This is a genomic window from Mesorhizobium sp. P2_E10, from assembly GCF_056404235.1.
The window spans coordinates 217,010-240,386 of the sequence record NZ_JBFUEK010000001.1; the positions used below are offsets into that span (position 1 = coordinate 217,010).

Consider the following 23,377-nt stretch of genomic DNA (forward strand, 5'->3'; position numbering starts at 1 on the left):
AATGCGCATTTCCATTCCCATTTCCGCCTTCGTCGCGGCGATTGTCGGTTTCGGCGGCACGCTGGCCATCGTCATTGCCGCGGCCAAGGCGGTCGGCGCGACGCAGGTCGAGACCGCAAGCTGGGTCACCACCATCTGCCTGGCGATGGCCATCGAGAGCCTTTGGCTGTCGTGGCGCACGAAAATGCCTGTCATCACCGCCTGGTCGACGCCGGGCCTGGCGCTGATTGCGGCATCGAGCGGCTTTTCGATGGGTGAGGCCGTCGCCGCCTTTGTCGTCACCGGCATCCTCTTGATCGCCACCGGACTGTTTCGGCCGCTGACGCAGCTGATTTCCAGGATACCGCCCTCCGTTGCCTCGGGCATGCTGGCCGGCATTGTCGTCACCTTCGCGCTGAATGCGGTCAAGACCGTTCCCGTCGATCCATGGCTGATCCTGCCGCTGATCGCCGCCTTCTTCGTCATCCGCCTGTTCAATCCGGCGCTGTCGGTGCTGGCAGTGCTGATCGGCGGTGGCCTCGCAGCTTTCCTTACCGGCCGCGTCGGCGGCCTGCCGACACCGGAGATATCGACGCTGACGCTGATTGCGCCCGATTTCACTGCCAAAGCGATCATCGGCCTGGCACTGCCGCTCTACCTCGTCACCATGGCCTCGCAGAACCTGTCCGGCCTCGCCGTGCTCAGGGCCGCCGGCTACCATCCCGAACCCGGCCCGCTGATCGGCGTCACCGGCCTGTTTTCGCTGCTGTCGGCGCCGTTTGGCGGCTCGACCACCAATCTGGCGGCGATCTCGGCGGCGATCTGCACCGGGCCGGACGTCCATCCGGACCCGGCCGAGCGCTGGAAGACCGGCCCGTTCTACGCGCTGGCCTACCTCGTCTTCGCGATGTTCGGCGCTTCGCTGGTGGCGATCTTCGCCGTCCTGCCGCAGAGCCTGATCGTGCTGGTCGCAGGCCTGGCATTGATGGCGTCGCTTGCCAACGCGCTGTCGATCGCGCTGAAGGAAGAGGGCGAGCGCATGGCCGCCACCGTCACCTTTGTCGTCACCGCGTCGGGGCTGACGCTGTTCGGCGTTGGTGCGGCGTTCTGGGGCCTGATCGCTGGTCTGGTCGTGCTTTTCCTGGAAATGCTCAAAAAGCGATAATCATTTCAGAGCCTTGTCCGGTTTTGGCCGGCATTGTCTTGAATCGCCGTTTTTCCCATCCCATTTCGAATCCACGCAGCCGTATCTGGCTGTCTCCAACTGAAGGATTGGGAGAAAATGAACACATCTGCATTGATCCGTCCGGCGTGGACGCCGGCGACCATCGCGATGATGGTGGTTGGCTTCATGGTGTTCTGGCCGCTCGGCTTCGCCATGCTTGCCTACATCATCTGGGGCGACCGGCTCGACGGCTTCAAGCGTGACGTCAACCGCGCCACCGACGGCGTCTTCGCCGGCTGCCGCCGCGGTTCCGACAAGGCCGCCCGCTGGGGCCACGGTTCGGCTCGTACCGGTAACGTCGCTTTCGACGACTGGCGCGAAAAGGAACTCGAGCGTCTCAATGAAGAGCGCAACAAGCTCGACGAGATGCTAACCCAGTTCGACGAATACGCCCGCGAATTGCGCCGCGCCAAGGACCAGGACGAGTTCGACCGCTTCATGGCCAACCGCAACAAGGCGACGGCTCCGACGACGACGACCGAACCGAGCAAGCCGGCCAAGCGCGGCAAGGGTTCGAACCTTCTCGACGACTGAGCCCCAGCGACAGGGCCCGGCATGCAAAAACGGCGTCGCGCAAGCGGCGCCGTTTCTTTTTTGTTCTGGTCGTTTTCCTCGAATCGCGTATCGTCTCGCTATGTCCTTCGGCTTCTTCCGCAACCTGACGAAACCCACGCCTTCCCCTGTTGAAGAGCGTGAGCATGTCGTCGCCGGCCGCTCATTGCCGCTCAAGATCGTCGAGAGCGACCGGGCGCGGCGGCTGACGCTGCGCATCGATTCCGGTGGCCGCGGCCTGCGCATCACCGTGCCGCCGGGCCTACGCCGCGGCGAGGTGGAAAAATTCCTGCATCGCCATCAGGACTGGCTGGAGCAGCGTCTGGCCAAGGTGCCAAACCGGCCGCAGGTGCGGCCCGGCATCAAGATACCGGTGCGCGGCGTGCCGCATCGCATCGTCCATGAACCGGCAAAACGCGGCACGGTCAGCCTGTCGCGCGACGAGCGCGGCCCGCTGCTGATCGTGCATGGCGACCGGATACATCTGCCGCGCCGCATCGCCGATTTCTTGAAGCGAGAGGCCAAGAAGGAAATCGAGAAGCTGGTGATCAAACACACCGAGGCGCTCGGCAAGCGCGCCAAGGCGATCCGTTACAAGGACACGTCCAGCCGCTGGGGGTCATGCACGTCCGAAGGCAATCTGTCCTTCTCCTGGCGCATCATGATGGCGCCGCAGCCGGTCATAAACTACCTCGTGGCGCATGAGGTGGCGCATCTCAAGGAGATGAACCACGGCCCGAAATTCTGGAAATTGTGTGAAAAACTCTGCCCCGACACCGACCGTTGCAAGGACTGGCTGAAGCGCAATGGCGGTGCGCTGCAGGCAATTGTGTTCGAGTAGGGGCCTCGCCAGTCGAAAGCGCTGGCCGCCGCCCCCCGCTCAATCATCATTCGCGGCGTTGAGATCCTCGGGCCGCAACCCTTCATCGCCATGGCGCGGCCACGGTAAGAAGTTCTTCTCGAAGGCATCACCGCCGAAATAGTCGAGCGCGCGATGCGCCTCGGCGCCGTTGAAGGCGGCCTTGTCCATCAGATGCGCGATGACCTCGCGGGCCTGGGCGATCTTTTGCCTGAGTTGATCAGCGGTTTCGTCTGCCATTGTTTTGCTCCCGCCTCTATCGCTGGAGGGAAAGGTAGCGCTTTCCGCCTCGGCGGCAAACAGGATGCTTTTTCTCGACTCTTTTGCGGTTTCGTGCCAATCCCCGCGCCATGGCGCTCGACATCAAGATATGCGGGTTGAAGACCGACGGGGCATTGGCCGCGGCTTTGGCCGGCGGCGCCAGCCATGTCGGCTTCATTTTCTTTGCCAAGAGCCCGCGCTATGTCGAACCGGCGGAAGCCGGGCGCTTGCGCCAGGCAGCAACGGGCATGGCCCAGGCGGTGGCCGTCACCGTCGATGCCAGCGACGCGTTCCTCGATGAGATCGTCGCGAAAATGCATCCCGACATGCTGCAGCTGCACGGCTCGGAAACGCCCGAGCGGGTGACGCAAGTCAAGGCCCGCTACAGCTTGCCGGTGATGAAGGCGCTGTCGGTCAGCGAGGCTGCCGATCTCGAGCGGATAAAGCCGTTTATCGGCGTTGCCGACCGCCTCCTCTTCGATGCAAAGCCGCCGAAAGGTTCGGAATTGCCGGGTGGCAACGGCATCGCCTTTGACTGGCATATTCTGGCCGGCCTTGACGCAAGCGTCGATTACATGCTTTCCGGTGGGCTCAACGCCGCCAACATCGGCGACGCCCTTCGGCTCGCCAATCCGCCCGGAATAGACATTTCCTCAGGCGTGGAAAGCGCGCCGGGCGTCAAGGATCCGGCGCTGATCGAACAGTTTTTCCGGGCCGTCAGGGCAGCACGCGACAACCGCGCCGCCTGACCGGGCCTCAAACCAAAGCATGTCCCGGAAAAGTGGGAACCGGTTTTCCGACAAGGACATGTTCAAACAAGATGCAGGAGATCGGCGATGGACCAGCCGGCGACACCCAATTCCTTCCGCACCGGACCCGACGAACAGGGCATGTTCGGCATCTTTGGCGGCCGTTTCGTCGCCGAGACGCTGATGCCGCTGATCCTCGACCTCGAGCGGAACTGGAACGAGGTCAAGAACGATCCGGATTTCAGGGCTGAACTCACTGACCTGTCGACCCACTATGCCGGGCGGCCGTCGAAACTGTATTTCGCAGAAGGCCTGACCAAACATCTCGGCGGCGCCAAGGTCTATTTCAAGCGCGAGGATCTGAACCATACCGGTTCGCACAAGATCAACAACTGCCTCGGCCAGATCCTGCTGGCCAAGCGCATGGGCAAGAAGCGCATCATCGCCGAGACCGGCGCCGGCCAGCACGGCGTGGCGTCGGCCACGGTGGCGGCGCGCTTCGGCTTTCCCTGCGTCGTCTATATGGGCGCCACCGACGTCGCCCGCCAAAGCCCGAATGTCTTCCGCATGAAGTTGCTCGGCGCCGAAGTGCGGCCGGTGACCGCCGGCCACGGCACGCTGAAGGACGCCATGAACGAGGCGCTTCGTGACTGGGTTACCAATGTCGAGGACACTTATTACCTGATCGGCACCGCCGCCGGCCCGCATCCCTATCCGGAACTGGTGCGCGACTTCCAGTCGGTCATTGGTTCGGAAGCCCGCGCGCAGATCATCGAGCAGGAAGGCCGGCTGCCGGACACCATCATCGCCTGTGTCGGCGGTGGCTCGAACGCCATCGGCATGTTCCATCCCTTCCTCGACGACAAGGAGGTCCGCATCATCGGCATCGAAGCTGGCGGCCGCGGCCTCGACGGCATCGAGCATTGCGCCTCGATGAATGCCGGCGCGCCGGGCGTGCTGCACGGCAACCGCACCTATCTGCTGCAGAATGCCGATGGTCAGATCATGGACGGCCACTCGATCTCGGCCGGCCTTGATTATCCCGGCGTCGGTCCGGAGCACTCGTGGCTGCGCGACAGTGGCCGCGTCGAATATGTGCCGATCCTCGACGACGAGGCGCTGGAGGCGTTCAAGCTGACGACGCGGGTCGAGGGCATCATTCCGGCGCTGGAATCCGCGCACGCCATTGCGCACGCGGTGAAAATCGTGCCCGCCATGGACAAAGACCAGATCGTCATCGTCAACCTGTCCGGCCGGGGCGACAAGGACGTGCATACGGTTGCCTCGATGCTGGGCATGGAGATCTGATCATGGTGACCCGCATCGACCGCCGCATGGCGAAACTGAAGACCGAAGGCCGCCCGGCGCTGGTCACCTATTTCATGGGCGGCGACCCCGACTACGACACCTCGCTGTCGATCATGAAGGCGCTGCCCGGCGCCGGCAGCGACATCATCGAGCTCGGCATGCCGTTTTCCGATCCGATGGCCGATGGCCCGGCGATCCAGGCGGCGGGCCTCAGGGCGCTGAAAGGCGGACAGACGCTGGTCAAGACGCTGAAGATGGCAGCGGACTTCCGCGCCGGTGACAATGAAACGCCGATCGTGCTGATGGGCTACTACAACCCGATCTACATCTACGGCGTCGACCGTTTTCTGAGGGACGCGATTGCCAGCGGCATTGACGGGCTGATCGTCGTCGACCTGCCGCCGGAGATGGATGAGGAACTGTGCATCCCGGCGCTCAAGGCCGGCATTAATTTCATCCGGCTGGCGACGCCGACCACCGACGACAAGCGCCTGCCCAAGGTGCTGCAGAACACATCCGGCTTTGTCTACTACGTGTCGATGACCGGCATTACCGGCTCGGCGCTGGCCGACACCGGCAAGGTGGCGGCGGCAGTCAAGCGCATCAAGGGCCATACCGACCTGCCGGTCTGCGTCGGCTTCGGCGTCAAGACCGCCGAGCAGGCCCGCGTCATCGGCGCCAATGCCGACGGCGTCGTCGTCGGCACCGCGATCGTCAATGCGGTCGCCAACGTGCTGGGGCCGAAGGGCGAAAAAACCGCCGACCCGGCCGAAGCGGTCGCCACGCTGGTTAGCGGCCTGGCGCAAGGCGTGCGCTCGGCCCGCCTTGCTGCCGCCGAATAGTTTTCCTACCTCTTCCTAACTCTTCGTCAGGACAGGAGCCGAAGCGATGAACTGGATCACCAATTACGTTCGCCCGAAGATCAATTCGATGCTCGGCCGGCGCACCGACATGCCCGAGAATCTCTGGATCAAGGATCCGGAGACCGGCGAGATGGTGTTCCACAAGGATCTGGAGCAGAATCAGTTCGTCATCCCGTCTTCCGGCCATCACATGAAGATTTCGGCCAAGGAGCGGCTGCGCTTCTTCCTCGACGATGGCAAATATGAGCAGCTCGAAAATCCCAAGGTCATGCAGGACCCGCTCAAGTTCCGCGACGAGAAGCGCTACACCGACCGGTTGAAGGACGCCAAGGCCAAGACCGGCCTCGAAGACGCCATCGTCAACGCGCTGGGCTCCGTCGAAGGCCTGCCGGTGGTGGTGACGGTGCAGGATTTCGCCTTCATGGGCGGTTCGCTCGGCATGGCCGCCGGTGATGCCATTGTGCATGGCTTCGAAGTCGCCTTGCAGCGCAAGCGGCCGCTGATCCTGTTTGCCGCCTCCGGCGGCGCCCGCATGCAGGAAGGCATCCTGTCGCTGATGCAATTGCCGAGAACCACCGTCGGTGTCGACCGGCTGAAGGAAGCCGGTCTGCCCTACATCGTCGTGCTGACCAACCCGACCACCGGCGGCGTCACCGCCTCCTATGCCATGCTCGGCGACGTCCATATTGCCGAGCCCGGCGCGCTGATCGGCTTTGCCGGCCCGCGCGTCATCGAGCAGACCATCCGCGAAAAACTGCCCGACGGCTTCCAGCGCTCCGAATATCTGATGGAGCACGGCATGGTCGACATGGTGGTGTCGCGGCTGGAGCTGCGCGGGACGATTTCCAGGCTCTTGAAAATGCTGCTCAAGCTGCCGGAAGAGCAAAAGCCACTGGAGCCGGAAATCCTGCAGCCGGCGCTGATTCCGCCGGAAGCCCGTCCGCAAGCCTGACGCGACATCGTTCGCCGCGAACCGCGATTGCGCGCGCTTTGTTGCGCGCTTAGGATTCCCTTATGACGACGCTTGCCGCCGACCGCGAAATCGAAAGCCTGATGGCGCTTCACCCGAAGGGCTTCGACCTTTCGCTTGGCCGCATATCGCGGCTGCTGGAACGGCTGGGCAATCCGCAGGACCAATTGCCGCCGGTCATCCACATCGCCGGCACCAACGGCAAGGGTTCCTGCGCCTCCTTTTCGCGCGCGTTGCTTGAAGCCTCCGGCTACCGCGTCCATGTCCACACCTCGCCACATCTGGTGAACTGGCATGAGCGCTACCGGCTGGCCGCCGATGGCGGCGGCAGGTTGGTCGAAGACAAGGTCTTTGCCGATGCCATCGCCCGCGTCGCCAAGGCCAATGGCGGCGAAAAAATCACGGTCTTCGAGATTTTGACCGCCGTCACGTTCCTGCTGTTTTCCGAGCATCCGGCCGACGTAGCGATCATCGAGGTCGGCCTCGGTGGCCGCCTTGACGCCACCAATGTCATCAGCGAACCGGCCGTCTCGGTAATCATGCCGGTCTCGCTCGACCATCAGGCCTATCTCGGCGATCGGGTCGAGGTGATCGCGGTCGAAAAGGCCGGCATCATCAAGCGCGGCTGTCCGGTGGTCATCGGCGCCCAGGAAAGCGAGCCGGCGCTTCAGGCCATCATCGAAACCGCCGAGCGGCTTGACTGTCCGTCCTTCGTCTATGGCCAGGATTTCCTCGCCTATGAGGAAAACGGTCGCATGGTCTATCAGGACGAAGACGGCTTGATGGACTTGCCGCCACCGCGCCTGCCGGGGCGCCACCAGTTCGCCAATGCGGCGGCGGCGATCGCCGCGGTCAAGGCGGCGGGTTTCGAGATCAGCCACCGCGCCGCCGAAAAGGCAATGACGAGCGTTGTCTGGCCGGGCCGAATGCAGAAATTGTCGCAAGGCAGGCTGGTGGATCTGGCGCCCAAGGGCGCCGACATCTGGCTCGACGGCGGTCACAATCCGGGCGCCGGCATCGTCGTTGCCGAAGCGCTGGCCGAGCAGGAGGAAAGGCACCCGCGGCCGCTGTTCCTGATCGCCGGCATGATCAACACCAAGGACCAGAGCGGCTATTTCAGCGCCTTCAAGGGCCTGGTCCGGCATGTCTACACGGTGCCGGTGAGCATGAGCGAGGCCGGCGTGCCGAATGACGAACTGGCGATCCGCGCCACGGAGGCCGGGCTGACCGCCGAACCGGTGAGTTCCGTCGCCAGCGCGCTGATGCTGCTGCGCGACACCTGGGACGGACCGCCGCCGCGCATCCTGATCGGCGGATCGCTCTATTTCGTCGGCGCGGTGCTGGCCGAAAACGGCACGCCGCCAACATGATCAAGGTAAAGCAGCTCGCTCACGTCTGCATCTTCGCGCACGACCTGGAAGCGACGCGAAGTTTCTATCGGGACGTGCTGGGCATGGACACAAAATTCAATTTCCTGCGCGACGGCACGGTTTTCGGCTTCTACCTCGATTGCGGCGGACGCAGCCACGTTGAGGTGTTCCAGAAGGACGGCACGAGCTTCAGCGAGCTCAACCAGATCAACCATTTCTGCCTTGAGGTGGAAGATATCGACGCGGCGATCGCCCATATCAAGTCGAAGGGCATCGACGTGACAGCCAAGAAGCATGCCTGCGACGACACCTTCCAGGCCTGGATCCGCGATCCCAACGGGGTGAAGATCGAGCTGTTCGAATACACCGCAAAAAGCGCGCAATTCGCCGGCGGCGACCGCATCGCCGACTGGTGATCGCGCCCGATGCGGTCTTGGTGGACTACTTCAGCTCGATCTCGATGAAGGCGTATTCGCCCTCATTGGCGCTGATGACGTCGTGCTCGACGCCCTCCTTGCGGAAATAGGGCGCGCCCTTCTTCATCTCGGCGAAGGAATCCCCGTCTTTGGTCAACAGCTTCACCTTGCCGTCCATCAGCGGCACCACGACATAGTCGTGGCCGTGGCGGTGCCAGCCGGTGTTGTCGCCCGGGGCGAAGCGATACTCGGTGACGATGACGCGCTCATTGTCGATGAAGACGGTGGCTTTGGCGGATCCGGTCATGTCGCTCTCCTGTTTTGCCAAAACAGAGGACATGGCGTGCGCGGGCGCGAGGGCCAGAGCGGCTCAGCGATGACGCCAACAAAAAGCCCGGCGCGAGGGCCGGGCTTGATGGTCGGAATCCTGGATGGATCAGGCGAGGTTGCCGTTGATCCAGTGCGACAGCGCGGTCTTCGGCGCGGCACCCACCTTCATGTCGGCCATTTCGCCGCCCTTGAAGATCATCAGCGTCGGAATCGAGCGCACGCCGAACTGGGCGGCAAGCTCGGGATTCTCGTCGATGTTGAGCTTGGCGATCTTCACCTTGGCGCCCAGCTCGGTGGCGATGTCCTCAAGCGCCGGCGCGATCATCTTGCAAGGACCGCACCACTCCGCCCAGAAATCGACGACGACCGGTACGTTGGCGTCAAGCACATCGGTCTGGAAGTTGCTCTTGTCGACCTTGACGGTGGCCATACGGAAAATTCCTTTCGAAAGTTTTTGTCCCACCAAATGTGGTGGTGATCGAGCCCTTCTTCAAGCAGGTGTTGTGTCACGCTCCCGTGAGTCGGGCAAGGGCGTCATCCATGGCCGCCGCCGGCAGCTCGATCAGCCGCGGCGCCTCGGTAAACAGCAGAGCAGCCTGGACCTCGCGGCCGGGATAAAGCGGCTGCAGCAGCGCGCGGTAGAGCGCCAGCTGCAGGACATAGGCCGGTGGAACATCGGCCAACGCAGCGGGTGCCGGCCGGTTGGTCTTGTAGTCGACGATCGAAACACGGTCGGAGGTTACCGCCAGCCGGTCGATCTTGCCGGAGATCGAGCGTTTCTTGCCCTTCACCTCCAGGCTGCCCATGATTGCCACCTCGGCCCGCGATGACGGCCCAAACAGCTGGTCGAAACGACCGTCGGCGAGGATCGCCGCCACCGAGGCCAGCGCCTTGTCGCGCTCGGTGGCAGGCCATGCAGCGCCCGCACGGGCGAGATAGCGCTCCGCTGCCGCCCGGCGTTCGCTTTCGGCCAGGCCGGGCAGCATCTGCAGCAGCTTGTGCAGCGCCAGCCCGCGCATCACCGCAAAGCCGGGCTCCGCCTCGCCATCCAGCACCAGCGAGCGTGTATCGACCACCGCTTCCTTGGCCTCGCCGATCAGCGCCGAAGCGCCGGACGGCGACAACGGTCGCGGCAGGTCCTCGTAAGGCGGCAACGGCCGAAACAGCGTCGCCGGCAGCGGCCTGAAGATCTCGCTCTGCCTTGCGCCCTCGCCGGAAACCAGCGCGACCGGCGCCAGCTTGGTCACCCGAAAGCGATGCACCGGCTCGTCCATGGCGGGGTGCCGGCGCTCGGCGCTTTCAGGGGCGCCGATCAGCGCGCGGCTGACGATCGAATGCCAGGTGCCCGTGTTCGGCGCCCGCTTGCCGTGGTAGCCGCAGACGATCAGCCGGTCCTCGGCCCGCGTCATGCCGACATAGAGCAGCCGGCGGTATTCGTCGTCGGCCAGCTCCCGCGCCCGCGCCGCGGCGGCGCGCGAAAAGCCGTTGGCGACCTCACTGGCGGCGCGCCAGAGATAACCCTTGCAGGCCCAGTGCTGGCCCGAGCCGTCGAACGGCATCAATCGCGGCAGATGCTGGTCGCTGAACGGCGCCGAGCCCCCATCGACCAGGAACACCACCGGCGCTTCCAGGCCCTTGGCGGCGTGCACGGTCATGACCCTCACCTCGTCGCGGGTCTGGTCCATCTCGCGCTTGATCTCGGGGCCGGTGTTTTCCAGCGTCGACAGGAAGGCTTCCAGCCCCGGCAGGCCGGTCCGCTCCTCGGCCAGGCAGAAGGAGAGGAATTCGTCCAGAATGTCGCCGGCTTCCGGCCCGAGACGGGCGATCATCTTCTTGCGCAGCCCGTCACGCGCCAGCACGCCGGCATAGAATTCGAACACCGGTTTGAACGCCGCTTCATTGGCCCAGCCGTCGAGCCGGGCAAGGACATTAGCCAGCGCAGGATTCTCGCCGGCATGCTGCCTGAGCGACGCGATCAGCGACAATCCGGACGACCGCTCTGCGGCGAGCGCGAACAGCGTTTCTTCCGACACGTCGAAGATCGGGCTGCGCAGCACGGCGGCGAGCGACAGATCATCCTGCGGCTGGATGAGGAAATGGCCGAGCGCGATCAGGTCCTTCACCGCGATATGGCCGGGCAGGCTCAGCCGGTCGGCACCGGCGACGGGGATATCGCGGCGCTTCAGCGCCCGCGTCAACGCATGGACAAAACGGTCGCGCTTGCGCACCAGCACCAGCACATCGCCAGGCCGCAGCTTTTGCCCGCGCCCTTCAATGATTTCGCCGCCGCCGATCCAGCCGGCAATGGTCGTGGCGACGTTTTCGGCAACCCGCACCGCCGGCGCATGGGCGTGGTCGATGGCCTGCGTCCAGTCGTCGGGCTCGTCGACGGCATCGGTGCCGATCGATGGCCAGACCTCGACATAGCCCGGCGCATCGGTGCGGATCGCCTTGTGGTCCAGCGGATCTGGATCGTGACTAATGCCACGCCGCACGCCCGGCTCGGCGAAGACGCGGTCGACGGCGGCCAGCACGTCGTCGGTCGAACGGAACGACCAGGTCAGCTTGAGATCGGCAAACGCAGCTTCGGCGTCGCGCACACGTCCGGCAAACAACAGTCGGCTGTCGGCAAAAGAATCCGGCGCCGCCCCCTGAAAGGAATAGATCGACTGCTTTTCATCGCCAACGGCAAACACCGTACGATGCGTCGTGTCGCGCGCGCCTTGCCCGGCAAAGAACTCTTCCGTCAGCCGCTTCACCACCTCCCACTGGTCGGGGCTGGTGTCCTGCGCCTCGTCGAGCAGGATATGGTCGATGCCCTGGTCGAGCTTGTATTGCACCCAGGGCCCGGCATCGGGCCGTGCCAGGAGATTGACCGTGCGGGTGATGAGATCGTTGAAATCGAGGAAGCCGCGGCCGCGCTTCAGCGTCTCGTAGCGAGCGATCAGCCAGTCGGCGATGGTCAGCGCGGCAGCCGTGCCTTCCAGCATCCGGAACAGCGCCAGGCGGTCGGAGATCTCAAGAATGGCGCTGACCGCCAAGAGATAGCGGTCCGGCAGATCGGGCAGCCGGTCGAGCAATGCCTTCTTGAACGCCTTTGACGGATCGTAGGGGTCGCCATCCGCCTTCAGCAAGGCTTTGGCCAAGAGCTGCAGCCGGCGGATCGGATCGTTCTCGGCGAAGGCAGTGCGGGCGTAGGGCAGGATGTTGTTCAGCACAATGCGCGCATCGGCGTCTTCGGCAGCACGGGCGAAGCCGGCGAAATAATCCGGCAAAAAGCCCGGCAACGGCCAGACGGACGCCGCTATGTTTTCGGCCGTCTGGCCGGCGCTGAACTGGAATTCGTCGAACAGCGCCCGAAAGCGGTCGCGGCCGGCAGCATTGATGAAGGCGCGCAGACCGTCGCGCTTGCGCACGATCTCCCCCAGCAATGCGTCGAGCCCGGCTTCGCCGCTGCGTTCCAGCACGGCTGCGAAAGCCTCGGCCAATTCCTTGTCGCCGGCGGCAGTGCCCGAAATCATGTCGCGGCGGGCCATGGCGAACAGCGACGCCTCCATCTGCGGATCGAGCATTTCGAAATGGGCCGGAATGTTGGCTTCCAGCGGGAACTGGTGCAGCACCGATTCGCAAAAGGCGTGGATGGTCTGGATCTTCAAGCCGCCGGGCGTCTCCAGTGCCTCGGCAAACAGCCGCCGCGCCCGTCGCATGGTCTCGCGATCCGGCCGTCGATTGTCCAGCGCCTCGATCTTTGTGGCCAGTTCGGCGTCGCCCAATGCCGTCCATTCCGACAGCGTCGAAAACACCCGGTTCGACATGTTGGCGGCAGCGGCGCGGGTGTAGGTCAGGCACAGGATTTTCGACGGATCGGTGCCGCGCAGCAGAAGCCGGATGACGCGCTGGGCCAGCACATGCGTCTTGCCCGATCCGGCATTAGCCGACACCCAGGCCGAATTTTGCGGATCGGAAGCGCGCGCCTGGCTGGAAGCGGTGTCGCTCGGGATGGGATAGGCCTTCTTCATGCCTCACCTCCCTCGTCGTCGGTGTCGCCGCCGGCAGACCATTCGAGCACGCGGGCGAGATGGTCGTAATCGCCATCGGTCTCGCCTTCGCGGAACGGCAGCGCCCGCGACAGATAGCCGGCTGCCGAATCGGCATAGTGGGTCAGCAGCTTCTCCAGCCGCGCCCAGGCCTCTTCGGCGAGATCGGCGGCGGTACGCGGCTTGCGGTTGTATTCGAGGATGGATTCCTCGAACACCTCGCCATTCGGTTTCAACCTGACGAAGGCCAGCTGCGATGGCTCGCGCGCGCCAAGCCCCTTGAAGGCACCGCGCCTGAGCAGCGCGCCCTCCAGCGCCAGCTGCGGCGCCAGCAGCGTGTGCGCCTGCGCCTTGGATGGCGAGGAACCGGTCTTGTAGTCGAGGATGTCGGCCATGCCGCCGGCCAAGAGATCGACGCGATCGGCGTAGCCGGACAGCGTCACGCCGGATTGGCCGACGACGGTCTTGTCGGCGCGCGCCTCGGCATGCCGCCGGGCCACGGCGGCGGCGCGACCGCGCTCCCAGTCGATGATCCTGGTGGCCAGTTTTTCGAAGCGCGGCCACCAGACGGCTTCGACATCGGCGGGAAGGGCGGCCTCGGCAAAGCAGGTCCGCCCGGCTGCGATAAGACCTTCCAGAGCCTCCGGTGCGCGCGGATCGGCGACCCGCGCCGAGAACAGGTGCAGGATGGCGTGGAACAGCGTACCGCGCTCGGCCGCCCCAGGATCGCGGATCACCGGATCGAGCGGCATCAGACGGAGGATCCGTCTGGCGTAGACCGCGTAGGGGTCGCGGCGCAGCGTCTCGATCTCGGTCACCGAGAAGTGCTGCGGCCTGACATCGAGCGGCGGCTTCGGTTGAGGGCGTGGCGCAAAATTTTCCTTCTCGCCGGCATCGAGCGTGCGGGCCCAGGCCAGCAATTCATCGCCACGCTGGCGAAGGGCCGCCGTGTGGTCCTTGCCGACAAAGGTGAGAATACGCTGCAGCCAGCGCGACGGCACGGCCGGCGCGTCGCCCGAGCGGGCGGAGCGCGCCAGCACTACCTTTTTCGCGCCCATCGCCATCTGGAAATCATGCGCGGCAAGGCCGATGCGCCGTTCCGGCGGCTCCAGATCGATGCCGGTCTTCATCAGCCGCGACATGAAACGATCGCTTTCCGGCTTGCGCGGCCACACGCCTTCATTGAGCCCGCCGATGACCAGCGTGTCGACGCTCTGCAACCGGGCTTCCAGCGCGCCCCAGATGGCGATGTTGCGGTCGGTGCCTTGCCCCGGCTTGACCGTTTCCGGTGCAATCAATGCGTCCATCACATCGGGCCATTCCTGGGCCGCGAAAGTGAACGACGCCGAGGCGGCGACCAGCCCGCGCAGAAGCTCGGCGAGCTTTTCGCCGGCGTCGCCAGCATAGAATTCGGTCAGACTGCCATCCGCCGCCCGGCCGAGATTTTCCAGCGCGGCAACGCTGGCTCGGGTCAGCGCGACCAAGTCTGCATTCTCCTGCCCGCGAAAGGTAGTCAGCGGTGCCAGCGCGTCGGTTAGTTGGCTAAGCAGATCACGCACGCCTTCGATGCCGCCAACGGTCAGCCGCGAAAACCAGAAGGGCTGGCGTTTGTCGCTGCTCAGGCCGGTAAGACGGGCCTCGAACAGCGCCGGCAGCGAGGTGATGTCGGGACGACCGGTGCCGCCGCGCAGCGCTACCAGTTCGATGAGTTCCGCCGCATGGCGCACATGTGCCCGTTCCAGGCCGAGACCAAGCAGCGGGTGCTTGAGCAGCGACAGCAGCCCGACCGGATCGCCGGGCCGGAACGCCGCTTGAAGCGCCAGCCTGAGCAGGCTGGCCGCCGGCATGTTTGCAAGCGGCGTGCCGCCGGAATCATCGGCGACAACGCCAAAGCGCAACAGCTCGGCCGAGACGCGCCGCGCCAGCGCGCGGTCGCCGGTGACCAAAGCTGCCCGCTGGCCCGGTTGTTCGACGGCAGTCTTCAGCGCCACGGCAATCGCCACCGCCTCGTCGCGCTCGCTGGCCGCTTCCACCAGCGTCACCTCGGCAAAGGCTTCGGAGATGTCGGCGGCGTCGAAGCGGGCGCGCGTCTCGGCCCACAGTTCGGTGGTTTCGGCCGGGCGCAGCGCTTCGCCGACAAGAGCCGCGCGGATGGCTAGCGGCGTTTCGGCGGCAACGACCTCCTCGATTTCGGCCCGGAGTACGCCGATCTTGTCGATCAGTTTGGCCAGGCCGTATTGCGGGTGGCCAAGCAGCGCCGGCCGGGCACCCGGTGCTGCAATCGCCGCGAAGGACGGCTCGTCGAGCATCCGGTCGAGGCCGGGCAGCACTACGGCTCCGTTGGGCAGGCTGGCGACCACGGCAAGCAATTCTGCGGTGGCGGGGATCGAACCGGTCGAGCCGGCGGCGATCACCGGCCCGGCGGGTGGATTGCGCTTCAGCCGCGCCGCTTCGAGCCGGATCAGCGCATTGCGATGCGCGGCAGGGTTGGAGCGGTCGCGCTCTGCCAGGAAGTTCGGCCAGGCATCGGTGACGATGCCGAGGAAACTCAGCGTCACCTGCCACCAGCCGGCGAGGTTGCCGGTCACCAGGTCGGCTAGCCGGGTCCAGTCGGAATCCTCGGTCTCGATCTCATCCATCAGCCGGGCAAGGTCGCGCGCCAGCCAGATGGCGTCGGCGGCCGAGGCCGGCACCACGATCTCCTCGTCGAACATGGCAGCGACATGCGCCGGCAAATTGCGTTTCCAGGCGCGCACCAGCGGCGCCAGCAGCAATAGCCGCTCTATTGCCGAGATCGGCGGCGCAAGGTCGATTGCTGCTGATGCCTCGGCCTCGAAAGCCGCCTCGTCCTCGTCGAATTCGCCAAGGGGGCGGATGACCGGCAGGATCGCCGAGCGGCCACCCAGACTGTCGACGAAGGCGCCGCGCAACGCGCGGGCGGCGCGGCGCGTCGGCACATAGATGGTGACGTCGGCCAGCGCCAGCGGGTCGCCGTCGAAACGAAAACTGGGAACCAGTGTGCCGGCAAGCAGCGCATCGGCCAGCGTCGGCAGAAACGGCGCTCCGGGTGGGATCGAGAAAACGCGGCGGGAGCCGCTCATTGCGACTCGGTGAGCGCGCCGGCGACTGCCGCTTCCGCAAGCGGAATGGCGTCGGGGGTGCCGACGGTGATCCAGTGGCCGTGCATCGGCATGCCGAAAAGGCGCCCATCGGCGATCGCCGTGTCGAAATAGGCGTTGAGCGAGTGCGGCCCGGCCGGCGCATTCTTGAACAAACGCGGATGGACGATGGCGGCACCGGCATAGATCAACCCGGCCGGATCGCCTTTTGAACGCCGCAAGGCGCCATCCGCCGCCACCAGGAAATCGGTGCTGCCGCAATGTCCGGTTGCCTGATTGAGATCAGCCAGCATCAGCAGAATATCCATTTTCGCCGCGTCCCATGCAAGGGCGAGGCGATCGAGGTTGAGCGGCGCGTGGTCGATCCAGAAGGTGTCGGCGTTGAGGATGTAGAAGGGCTGCTCGCCCAGTTCCGGCAGCGCCTTGACGATACCGCCGGCGGAATCGAGCAGCTGTTCGCTCTCGTCGGAAATCAGGATGTGCGGCGCCTGGCGCGCGGCGACATGGGCGACGATCTGCTCGGGAAAATAATGGACATTGACCACGGCCTTGCCAACCCCGGCGGCGGCCAGGCTGTCGAGACCCCAGTCGAGCAATGTCTTGCCGGCTATCTTGACCAACGGCTTGGGAATGGTGTCGGTGATCGGCCGCATGCGCTTACCAAGCCCGGCGGCGAGCACGATCGCGGTCCTGGGCTTTGCCGTCACGGTGTTCGTTCCTCCAGCAGGCCATTGGCGACATAGAAGTCGCGCAGCCCGCTCAAAGCCGGGTGCGCCAGCGCCCGCCGCAGATAGTCGCGAATGCGCGGCAGGTGCTTGAGATAATAGGGTTTGCCGTCGCGCTTTTCGAGCCGGACGAAGATGCCGAGGATCTTCGAATTGCGCTGCGCCGCCATGATTGCATAGGCTTCGGTGAATTTGTCTTCGTCGAAGGCGCTCGCCGCATGGCGCGCCGCGATGTAGGCCTTGAGCGTGTGGGCCTCGATGTCAGGCGATACGGTGACGCGGGCGTCCATGGCCAGCGACGCCACATCATAGGCTGAAGGGCCGATCAGCGCGTCCTGGACATCGACGATGCCGAGGCGGTCGTGACCGGCACGGTCGCCACGCCAGATGATGTTGGGCGAATGGTAGTCGCGCAGCATCAGCGTGTACTGGCTGCCGTCCAGCCGGTCGAGCGCCGCATTCCATTCCCTGTGGTAGCCGGCCCGCAAAGCATCGCTTGCCGGACTGCCCGTGACCATCGGCACATACCAGTCGACCAGCAAATCGGCTTCGATCATCATCGCGTCGCGGTCGAAGGGTGGCATGTCGTGAAAGATGCCTGGCGCGGCCTCCATGCGAGCAGGCCATGTCTTGCCGTGCATCATCGCCAGCAGTTCGGCTGCCGCTGCATAGCGCTCGGCCACCGGCTCGCCATGCTGATCGAGAAATCCCTCCGAGCCGAGATGTTCGATCAGCAGAAATCCCTGATCGAGATCTTGCGCATGGATCTCCGGGACACTGACACCGCCGGCCAGCAAGGCGCGGTCGATGGCGACGAAAGCCGAAACCGACTGCGCGGTGTGTGCGATCAGGGCATAGGGCTTGCCGTCGCGGACCGGTGGTCCGAGCACCAACCGTGGCGAGTTCATCAGCACCCGTGGCGCAAAGCCGGCAAGCGAGACGATTTCATAGGAGCGGGCGGAGGCGTCACCGACGAAATGGCGCCGCTGCGCGTCACCCCAGCCGGACTTTGCAAGAAAGTCGCGCATCGCCAGCGATCGCGCCGCGCGTTCGAAGGCCGCACCTTGCCCGGACAATCTGGCAAGGCGGCCGTCGCCATCATGGATGAGTTCGATCCAGAGCGACGTCTTCGGCAGATAGGCCTGTGCCCGTTCCGGCCATTCGACCAGGGCAGCGCCTTGCAGCAGCGCGTCGTCGAAACCCAGCTCGTCGATCTCGCCGGCCGAAGACAGGCGATACAGATCGAAATGATGCACCGGAATGCGTGTGTCGTAGCTCTGCACCAGGGTGAAGGTCGGGCTCGGCACGTCGAGGCCGGCATCGTCGGCCAGGGCCCGGATCAGCGCCCGCGCCAAGGTCGATTTGCCGGCGCCGAGATCGCCTTTGAGGGCCAGAACGTCACCGGCCCGGAGCGCCATGGCGAGGTCTTCGCCGAGCCTCGCCGTCGCCGCTTCGTCAGCGAGAAAACGCTCCAGCACCACGCCTGCCATCGTAGGCGCTACTCGGCCGCGGCGCGAACGCCCGACGGGGCGTCGGGAAAGGTGCAGATGACGGTGGTGCCCTTGTCCTTGCCAGTCTCGATGCGGACGCTGCCGCCATGCAATTCGACAAAGCTCTTGACGATCGACAAGCCAAGCCCGGCGCCGCGCCGGCGGCCGCCATTGGTCTTTGGCTCGAAGCGGCGGAACACCGAATCGAGCAGGTCCGGCGGCATGCCTGGGCCATCATCATGGACGGAGAACTCGACGCCTTGCGCCAGCTGGCGGCAGGCGAGCGTGATGGTGCTCGCCTCCGGCGCATAGTTGGCGGCGTTGCTCAGCAGATTGTAGAGGATCTGGCGGATGCGGATCTCGTCGCCGTGGAAGCTTTTGGGCGCCGCGGCCGCATCGATGCTGAGCTTGATCGAATGCTCTTCCAGCCGGTCGGCAACCAGGTCGGCCGCGGCCGCGATGGTCCGGTCGATACTCACTTCGGAGATGTCGAGCTGCATGATGCCGGCGTCGACCGTCGCCAGGTCGAGTATGTCGTTGACGATGGTCAGCAGCACCGACGAAGACGAGCCGACATGCTCGACATATTCGCGCTGCTTCGGGCTGAGCGGGCCGGTCGTCGGCAGCGACAAAAGCTCGGTGAAGCCGATGATGTTGGTCAGTGGCGAGCGCAGCTCGTAGGAGACGTGCTGCACAAACTCGTTCTTGAGCTGGTCGGATTTTTCCAGCGCTTCGTTCTTGTCTTTCAGCGCCCGCTCGACATTGACGCTGTCGGTGACGTCGACAAAGGTCATCATCACTTGCCCGTTGGGCAGATGGATGACGGCATAGCGCAGCACATTGCCGTTGTTGAGTTCGGTCTGGCCGTGACGGTCGCGGCGCTCGTCATCGAAACCGGTGATGGCGGCAACGAACCCGCCCCATGGGCTGTCCGCGGCGCGCTGGTCGCTGAGATCGCGGATCGCCGAGACATGGACGTTGGGCTTGACGACATCGGCGCCCAGCCCCCACAGCGCGACGAAGGCGGGGTTGGACAGACGCAGCCGTCCATCAGGACCGAACACCGCCACGCCCTCGGCAAGGTTGTCGAGCGTTTCGCCCTGGACCCGCACCGCGGTCTGGTAGCGGCTTTCGAGGTCCATCTTCTCGGTCAGGTTCTCGAACACCCAGGTCACGCCGCCCTTCGGCTGCGGGTTGGCCACCACGCGGATGGTCTTGCCGTCGGGCAGATGCCACCAATGCTCCTGCGATTCGACGGCGCGGTAGGCGCCGAGCAGGCTTTCCTTCCAGCGCCGCCATTCGGGCTGCTCGGCGATCTTGCCTTCGCTGCGCAGCCGGTCGAGCAGCAGCGCGTTGTCGGGGGCGCTGTGCAGGAAGCCGCTGTCGAGGCTCCACAGTTTCTGAAAGGCCTGGTTGAAGAAGCGCAGCTTCTCGTCGGTGTCGAAGATCGCAACGGCGGTGGTCATCTGGTCGAGCGTGTCGGCGTGGCTTCTCACCGTGCGCTCATACTCGCCACGAATGGTTTCGATGGCGCTGGTGTCGCTGGCGATACCGGCGGAGCCGTCGGCGCCGGCGAAGTCGGTCACCGCAAACATGCGGCGGTCGCCCTCGATCACCGTCGACAGTGTCTGTTCAAACACCGGCCGCGATTTGTGCTGCTCGGCGATTGCATCGCGCGCCTGGCCGCCGAGGAATTCCTTGGCGTCGCGAACGGCGGCTTCGGCGTCCTTTGCTTCGACCGCCTCGGCATAGGCGCGGTTGACCCATTTCAGTCGTCCGTCGGCGGCGCGCAGCCATGTCGGCATCTTGAGCACGTCGAGAAGCCCGATCACGGTGTCGTAGTCGGCGGCCAGCCGCTGGTTGTCGATCTTCAGCCTGGCCTGGCTTCGCTGTGTTTCCGAAAGCGAGACGAAACGCACGATCACATGGGCAGCGCTCTTGCGGCCGTGCACTTCGAGCGGCGCTCCGGCCTGCGATTCGATGACCAGGTCGAAGGACTTCGCCTTTTCGCGCAATCCCGCCACCGCGTTCTCGAGCGCTGCCGCCGAACGCGGCATCAGCCAACGGCCGAAGGCGAGGAAGGCGGCGCGATCTTCCGGGGCGCCGCTCTCGATCGGCAACGTGCCGATCAGCTCGGGCTTCTTGTTTTCCGAGGTCCAAACGATCACGCGCTGGTCGCGCAAATTGAGCATCGCTTCGGAACGCTGCAGCGCTACGTTGACATCGGCGATGCGGGCCCTGAGTTCGACATTCTGCGCCGAGGTGCGCGCCCGTTCGCGGATCAGGAAGATCGCCGAGACAAGTGCCGCGCCCATGACGCCGACAAACATCGCCAGCTGCATGACCTCGACCGTGCTGACCGACAGTCCGGCTTTTTGGGCAATGCTAGGCTCGGCATGCGCCGCAAAGCCAAGCAGCGGACCGGCGAGTGCGGAAGTGGCAAGGCATGTCCCGACGCGTGCGCCAAGGCGCCATGAAAGGCCGCCGCCCGTGACAGCGGAGCCGGTGACACCCGAATCGTTGCGGCCGCCGGAAACGGCCTGTCCCGCGCGAGGCGGGTTTTCCCCCGGCATGTCTTGGTCCTCTTCGCCGCCTGAATGCAAGACCGCCCAAAATGCGTGCGTCGGTCCTCGTCCCCGGACCGAATCAGCACCATAGCGCTTGCGCGAATCGGCGTGAAGAATCATTCAGCGCAAAAATAAAGCCGGGCGAAAAGTCAATCGCCCGGCTACAATATCTAGTGGGGATTTCCGCTTTGGTTAATAGCGGTAGTGTTCCGGCTTGAACGGCCCCTGCGGGGTCACGCCGATATAGGCAGCCTGCTCGCCGGACAGTTCGGTCAGGCGGGCGCCAAGCTTGTCGAGATGCAGGCGCGCGACCTTCTCGTCGAGATGCTTGGGCAGCACATAGACCTGATTCTCATACTGGCCGGGCTTGCTGTAGAGCTCGATCTGCGCCAGCACCTGGTTGGTGAACGACGCCGACATGACGAAGCTGGGGTGGCCGGTAGCGTTGCCGAGATTGAGCAGGCGTCCTTCCGACAGAAGGATCATCCGCTTGCCATCCGGGAAGGTGATCAGGTCGACCTGCGGCTTGACGTTGGTCCATTTCAGATTGCGCAGCGCAGCCACCTGGATCTCGTTGTCGAAGTGACCGATGTTGCCGACGATCACCATGTCCTTCATCGAGCGCATGTGGTCGAGGGTGACGACATCCTTGTTGCCGGTGGTGGTGATGATGATGTCGGCCGTCGGCGCGGCATCTTCCAGCGTGACGACTTCAAAGCCGTCCATGGCCGCCTGCAGCGCGCAGATCGGATCGACTTCGGTGACCTTAACGCGGGCGCCGGCGCCCTTCAGCGAGGCCGACGAACCCTTGCCGACGTCGCCATAGCCGCAGACGACCGCGACCTTGCCGGCCATCATCGTGTCGGTGCCGCGCCTGATACCGTCGACCAGCGATTCCTTGCAGCCATATTTGTTGTCGAACTTCGACTTGGTCACCGAATCGTTGACGTTGATCGCCGGGAAGGGCAGCAGGCCCTTCTTCTGCAGCTGATAGAGCCGGTTAACGCCGGTCGTCGTCTCTTCGGTAACGCCGCGGATCGCCGCCTTCTGCTTGGTGAAGAAGCCGGGCGAGGCCTTCAGGCGCTTCTTGACCTGGGCGTAGAAGTACTCTTCTTCCTCGCTCTGCGGGTTGGACAGCACGTCTTCACCGGCCTCGGCGCGGGCGCCGATCAGGATGTACATGGTGGCGTCGCCGCCGTCGTCGAGGATCATGTTGGAGGTGCCGCCATCGGTCCACTGGAAGATGCGGTCGGTGTAGTCCCAGTAGTCCTCGAGCGACTCGCCCTTGATGGCGAACACCGGGATGCCGGCCTCGGCGATCGCGGCAGCGGCGTGGTCCTGGGTCGAGAAGATGTTGCAGGAGGCCCAGCGGATGTCGGCGCCGAGCGCCTTCAGCGTTTCGATCAGCACCGCCGTCTGGATGGTCATGTGCAGCGAGCCGGTGATGCGCGCGCCCTTCAACGGCTTCTTGTCGCCGAATTCCTCGCGGCAGGCCATCAGGCCCGGCATTTCGGTTTCGGCGATCTCGATTTCCTTGCGGCCCCAGCCGGCAAGCGAAATGTCGGCGACCACATAGTCCTTGCTACCCGTCATGGCAGTGCTCCGGTGTGAAAAATCTCAGGGATGCGCCCACGCCGGAAGGCGCGTCGAAGGGCGCGGATTGCCGGCCTGACTAGCAGATCGCCGGTCGCACGACAATGGGATATAAAGAAATCTTTATTCGTGCATGTCTTTGGAGGTGCCCATCAGGACTCCTCGCCGAAGCGCGAAGCGACCAGCTGCTCCAGCGCGTCGATGACTTCCAGGGCTTCAGGCCCGCTGGCGGTGACGCGGATCGAATAGCCTGGGCTTGCCGCCAGCATCATCAGGCCCATGATCGAGGTTCCGCCGACCTTGACGCCGTCCTTCTCGACATGGACCGCGGCGTCGAAGCCGCTGGCGACCTGGACGAACTTGGCCGAGGCACGCGCGTGCAGGCCGCGCTGGTTGACGATCGGAAACTCGCGGACGATATGGTCTTTTTCCGGCGACAGCGCGTTCATTTGCTGCTCAGCAGCTGGCTGGCGACGTTGATGTATTTGCGCCCCGCGGCCTGCGCCTCGTCGAGCGCCGCACTCATATTGTCGCCCTTGCGAATGCTCGACAGCTTGATCAGCATCGGCAGGTTCATGCCGGCAATGACTTCGGTGCGGCCGGATTCCATCACCGAGATGGCGAGGTTGGACGGCGTGCCGCCAAACATGTCGGTCAGCACGATGACGCCCGACCCGGTGTCGACGCGCGCCACGGCTTCGACGATGTCGCTGCGGCGCTGCTCCATATCGTCATCGGCGCCGATCGCCACGGTTTCGAAATTGTCTTGTGGCCCCACGACATGTTCCACGGCATGGCGGAACTCGGCGGCCAGTTGACCGTGCGTTACAAGCACGAGTCCGATCATTCGTTGGTGGCTCCCGTCATCGCCGCTTCACAGGCGTATTTTATGCTCGCCGGCCATTCCAGGCGGCGGGAGCGCTATCTTGTCGACGCGAGGCGCGTTGACAAGCCCAAAATTGCG

20 protein-coding genes are annotated in these 23,377 nt (G+C 64.7%); 9 read left to right on the forward strand and 11 right to left on the reverse strand.

Going from position 1 to position 23,377, the window contains the following annotated elements; translation table 11 throughout:
- Nucleotide 1 precedes the first annotated feature (1 nt).
- The 3 genes from AC1D0N_RS01180 (at nucleotide 2) to AC1D0N_RS01190 (ending at nucleotide 2,597) form a co-directional block, all read left to right on the forward strand.
- Complete coding sequence (locus tag AC1D0N_RS01180; protein WP_477240555.1) at nucleotides 2-1,144, forward strand: benzoate/H(+) symporter BenE family transporter; 1,143 nt, start codon at nucleotides 2-4, stop codon at nucleotides 1,142-1,144.
- A 117-nt stretch (nucleotides 1,145-1,261) separates the two neighbouring features.
- Complete coding sequence (locus tag AC1D0N_RS01185; protein ID WP_477240557.1) at nucleotides 1,262-1,738, forward strand: DUF2852 domain-containing protein; 477 nt, start codon at nucleotides 1,262-1,264, stop codon at nucleotides 1,736-1,738.
- A 100-nt stretch (nucleotides 1,739-1,838) separates the two neighbouring features.
- A complete protein-coding gene (locus AC1D0N_RS01190; protein WP_477240559.1) occupies nucleotides 1,839-2,597 on the forward strand; it encodes a M48 family metallopeptidase in 759 nt (252 codons plus the stop codon).
- Between the two features lie 39 nt (nucleotides 2,598-2,636).
- Here the strand turns inward: AC1D0N_RS01190 and AC1D0N_RS01195 are convergent, their stop codons facing one another.
- Nucleotides 2,637-2,855, reverse strand: a complete 219-nt coding sequence (locus AC1D0N_RS01195; RefSeq protein WP_477240561.1) for a hypothetical protein — start codon at nucleotides 2,853-2,855, stop codon at nucleotides 2,637-2,639.
- 110 nt (nucleotides 2,856-2,965) lie between these two features.
- Between AC1D0N_RS01195 and AC1D0N_RS01200 the strand changes: the two genes are divergently transcribed.
- From AC1D0N_RS01200 to AC1D0N_RS01225, 6 genes are all read left to right on the forward strand, one after another.
- Nucleotides 2,966-3,625 carry a phosphoribosylanthranilate isomerase gene (locus AC1D0N_RS01200; protein WP_477240563.1) on the forward strand — a complete coding sequence of 220 codons (660 nt, stop codon included), beginning with the start codon at nucleotides 2,966-2,968 and terminating at the stop codon, nucleotides 3,623-3,625.
- 87 nt (nucleotides 3,626-3,712) lie between these two features.
- Entirely contained in the window at nucleotides 3,713-4,933 is a 1,221-nt protein-coding gene (gene trpB, locus AC1D0N_RS01205; RefSeq protein ID WP_477240564.1) for a tryptophan synthase subunit beta, read from the forward strand.
- Nucleotides 4,934-4,935: 2 nt separating this feature from the next.
- Complete coding sequence (gene trpA, locus AC1D0N_RS01210; protein WP_477240566.1) at nucleotides 4,936-5,775, forward strand: tryptophan synthase subunit alpha; 840 nt, start codon at nucleotides 4,936-4,938, stop codon at nucleotides 5,773-5,775.
- 46 nt (nucleotides 5,776-5,821) lie between these two features.
- The gene (gene accD, locus AC1D0N_RS01215) at nucleotides 5,822-6,748 is read left to right on the forward strand and encodes an acetyl-CoA carboxylase, carboxyltransferase subunit beta (RefSeq protein WP_477240568.1); all 927 of its coding nucleotides are present in this window, start codon (nucleotides 5,822-5,824) and stop codon (nucleotides 6,746-6,748) included.
- Between the two features lie 62 nt (nucleotides 6,749-6,810).
- Nucleotides 6,811-8,136 (forward strand): bifunctional folylpolyglutamate synthase/dihydrofolate synthase, encoded by a 1,326-nt coding sequence (locus tag AC1D0N_RS01220; protein ID WP_477240570.1) that lies wholly within the window; start codon nucleotides 6,811-6,813, stop codon nucleotides 8,134-8,136.
- Nucleotides 8,133-8,552: a VOC family protein gene (locus tag AC1D0N_RS01225; protein WP_477240572.1), complete on the forward strand. Its 420-nt coding sequence runs from the start codon at nucleotides 8,133-8,135 to the stop codon at nucleotides 8,550-8,552. The genes AC1D0N_RS01220 and AC1D0N_RS01225 overlap by 4 nt, the downstream gene beginning before the upstream one ends.
- A 25-nt stretch (nucleotides 8,553-8,577) precedes the next feature.
- Here the strand turns inward: AC1D0N_RS01225 and AC1D0N_RS01230 are convergent, their stop codons facing one another.
- The 10 genes from AC1D0N_RS01230 to AC1D0N_RS01275 form a co-directional block, all read right to left on the reverse strand.
- Complete coding sequence (locus tag AC1D0N_RS01230; protein WP_477240574.1) at nucleotides 8,578-8,859, reverse strand: cupin domain-containing protein; 282 nt, start codon at nucleotides 8,857-8,859, stop codon at nucleotides 8,578-8,580.
- A gap of 129 nt (nucleotides 8,860-8,988) precedes the next feature.
- Entirely contained in the window at nucleotides 8,989-9,312 is a 324-nt protein-coding gene (gene trxA / locus AC1D0N_RS01235; protein ID WP_127380281.1) for a thioredoxin, read from the reverse strand.
- Between the two features lie 76 nt (nucleotides 9,313-9,388).
- Nucleotides 9,389-12,901, reverse strand: a complete 3,513-nt coding sequence (gene addA / locus AC1D0N_RS01240) for a double-strand break repair helicase AddA (protein ID WP_477240577.1) — start codon at nucleotides 12,899-12,901, stop codon at nucleotides 9,389-9,391.
- Complete coding sequence (gene addB, locus AC1D0N_RS01245) at nucleotides 12,898-16,020, reverse strand: double-strand break repair protein AddB (protein ID WP_477240579.1); 3,123 nt, start codon at nucleotides 16,018-16,020, stop codon at nucleotides 12,898-12,900. The genes addA and addB overlap by 4 nt, the downstream gene beginning before the upstream one ends.
- Entirely contained in the window at nucleotides 16,017-16,745 is a 729-nt protein-coding gene (locus tag AC1D0N_RS01250) for a nucleotidyltransferase family protein (protein ID WP_477240581.1), read from the reverse strand. Before AC1D0N_RS01250 ends, addB begins: the two co-directional genes overlap by 4 nt.
- Nucleotides 16,742-18,253 (reverse strand): tRNA (adenosine(37)-N6)-threonylcarbamoyltransferase complex ATPase subunit type 1 TsaE, encoded by a 1,512-nt coding sequence (tsaE, locus tag AC1D0N_RS01255; RefSeq protein ID WP_477240583.1) that lies wholly within the window; start codon nucleotides 18,251-18,253, stop codon nucleotides 16,742-16,744. Before tsaE ends, AC1D0N_RS01250 begins: the two co-directional genes overlap by 4 nt.
- A gap of 8 nt (nucleotides 18,254-18,261) precedes the next feature.
- Nucleotides 18,262-20,826, reverse strand: a complete 2,565-nt coding sequence (locus AC1D0N_RS01260) for a sensor histidine kinase (RefSeq protein WP_477240585.1) — start codon at nucleotides 20,824-20,826, stop codon at nucleotides 18,262-18,264.
- A 186-nt stretch (nucleotides 20,827-21,012) separates the two neighbouring features.
- The gene (gene ahcY / locus AC1D0N_RS01265) at nucleotides 21,013-22,413 is read right to left on the reverse strand and encodes an adenosylhomocysteinase (RefSeq protein WP_477240587.1); all 1,401 of its coding nucleotides are present in this window, start codon (nucleotides 22,411-22,413) and stop codon (nucleotides 21,013-21,015) included.
- Nucleotides 22,414-22,565: 152 nt separating this feature from the next.
- The gene (locus AC1D0N_RS01270) at nucleotides 22,566-22,862 is read right to left on the reverse strand and encodes an HPr family phosphocarrier protein (protein ID WP_477240589.1); all 297 of its coding nucleotides are present in this window, start codon (nucleotides 22,860-22,862) and stop codon (nucleotides 22,566-22,568) included.
- Nucleotides 22,859-23,260 carry a PTS sugar transporter subunit IIA gene (locus AC1D0N_RS01275; protein WP_477240591.1) on the reverse strand — a complete coding sequence of 134 codons (402 nt, stop codon included), beginning with the start codon at nucleotides 23,258-23,260 and terminating at the stop codon, nucleotides 22,859-22,861. Before AC1D0N_RS01275 ends, AC1D0N_RS01270 begins: the two co-directional genes overlap by 4 nt.
- Nucleotides 23,261-23,377 lie beyond the last annotated feature (117 nt).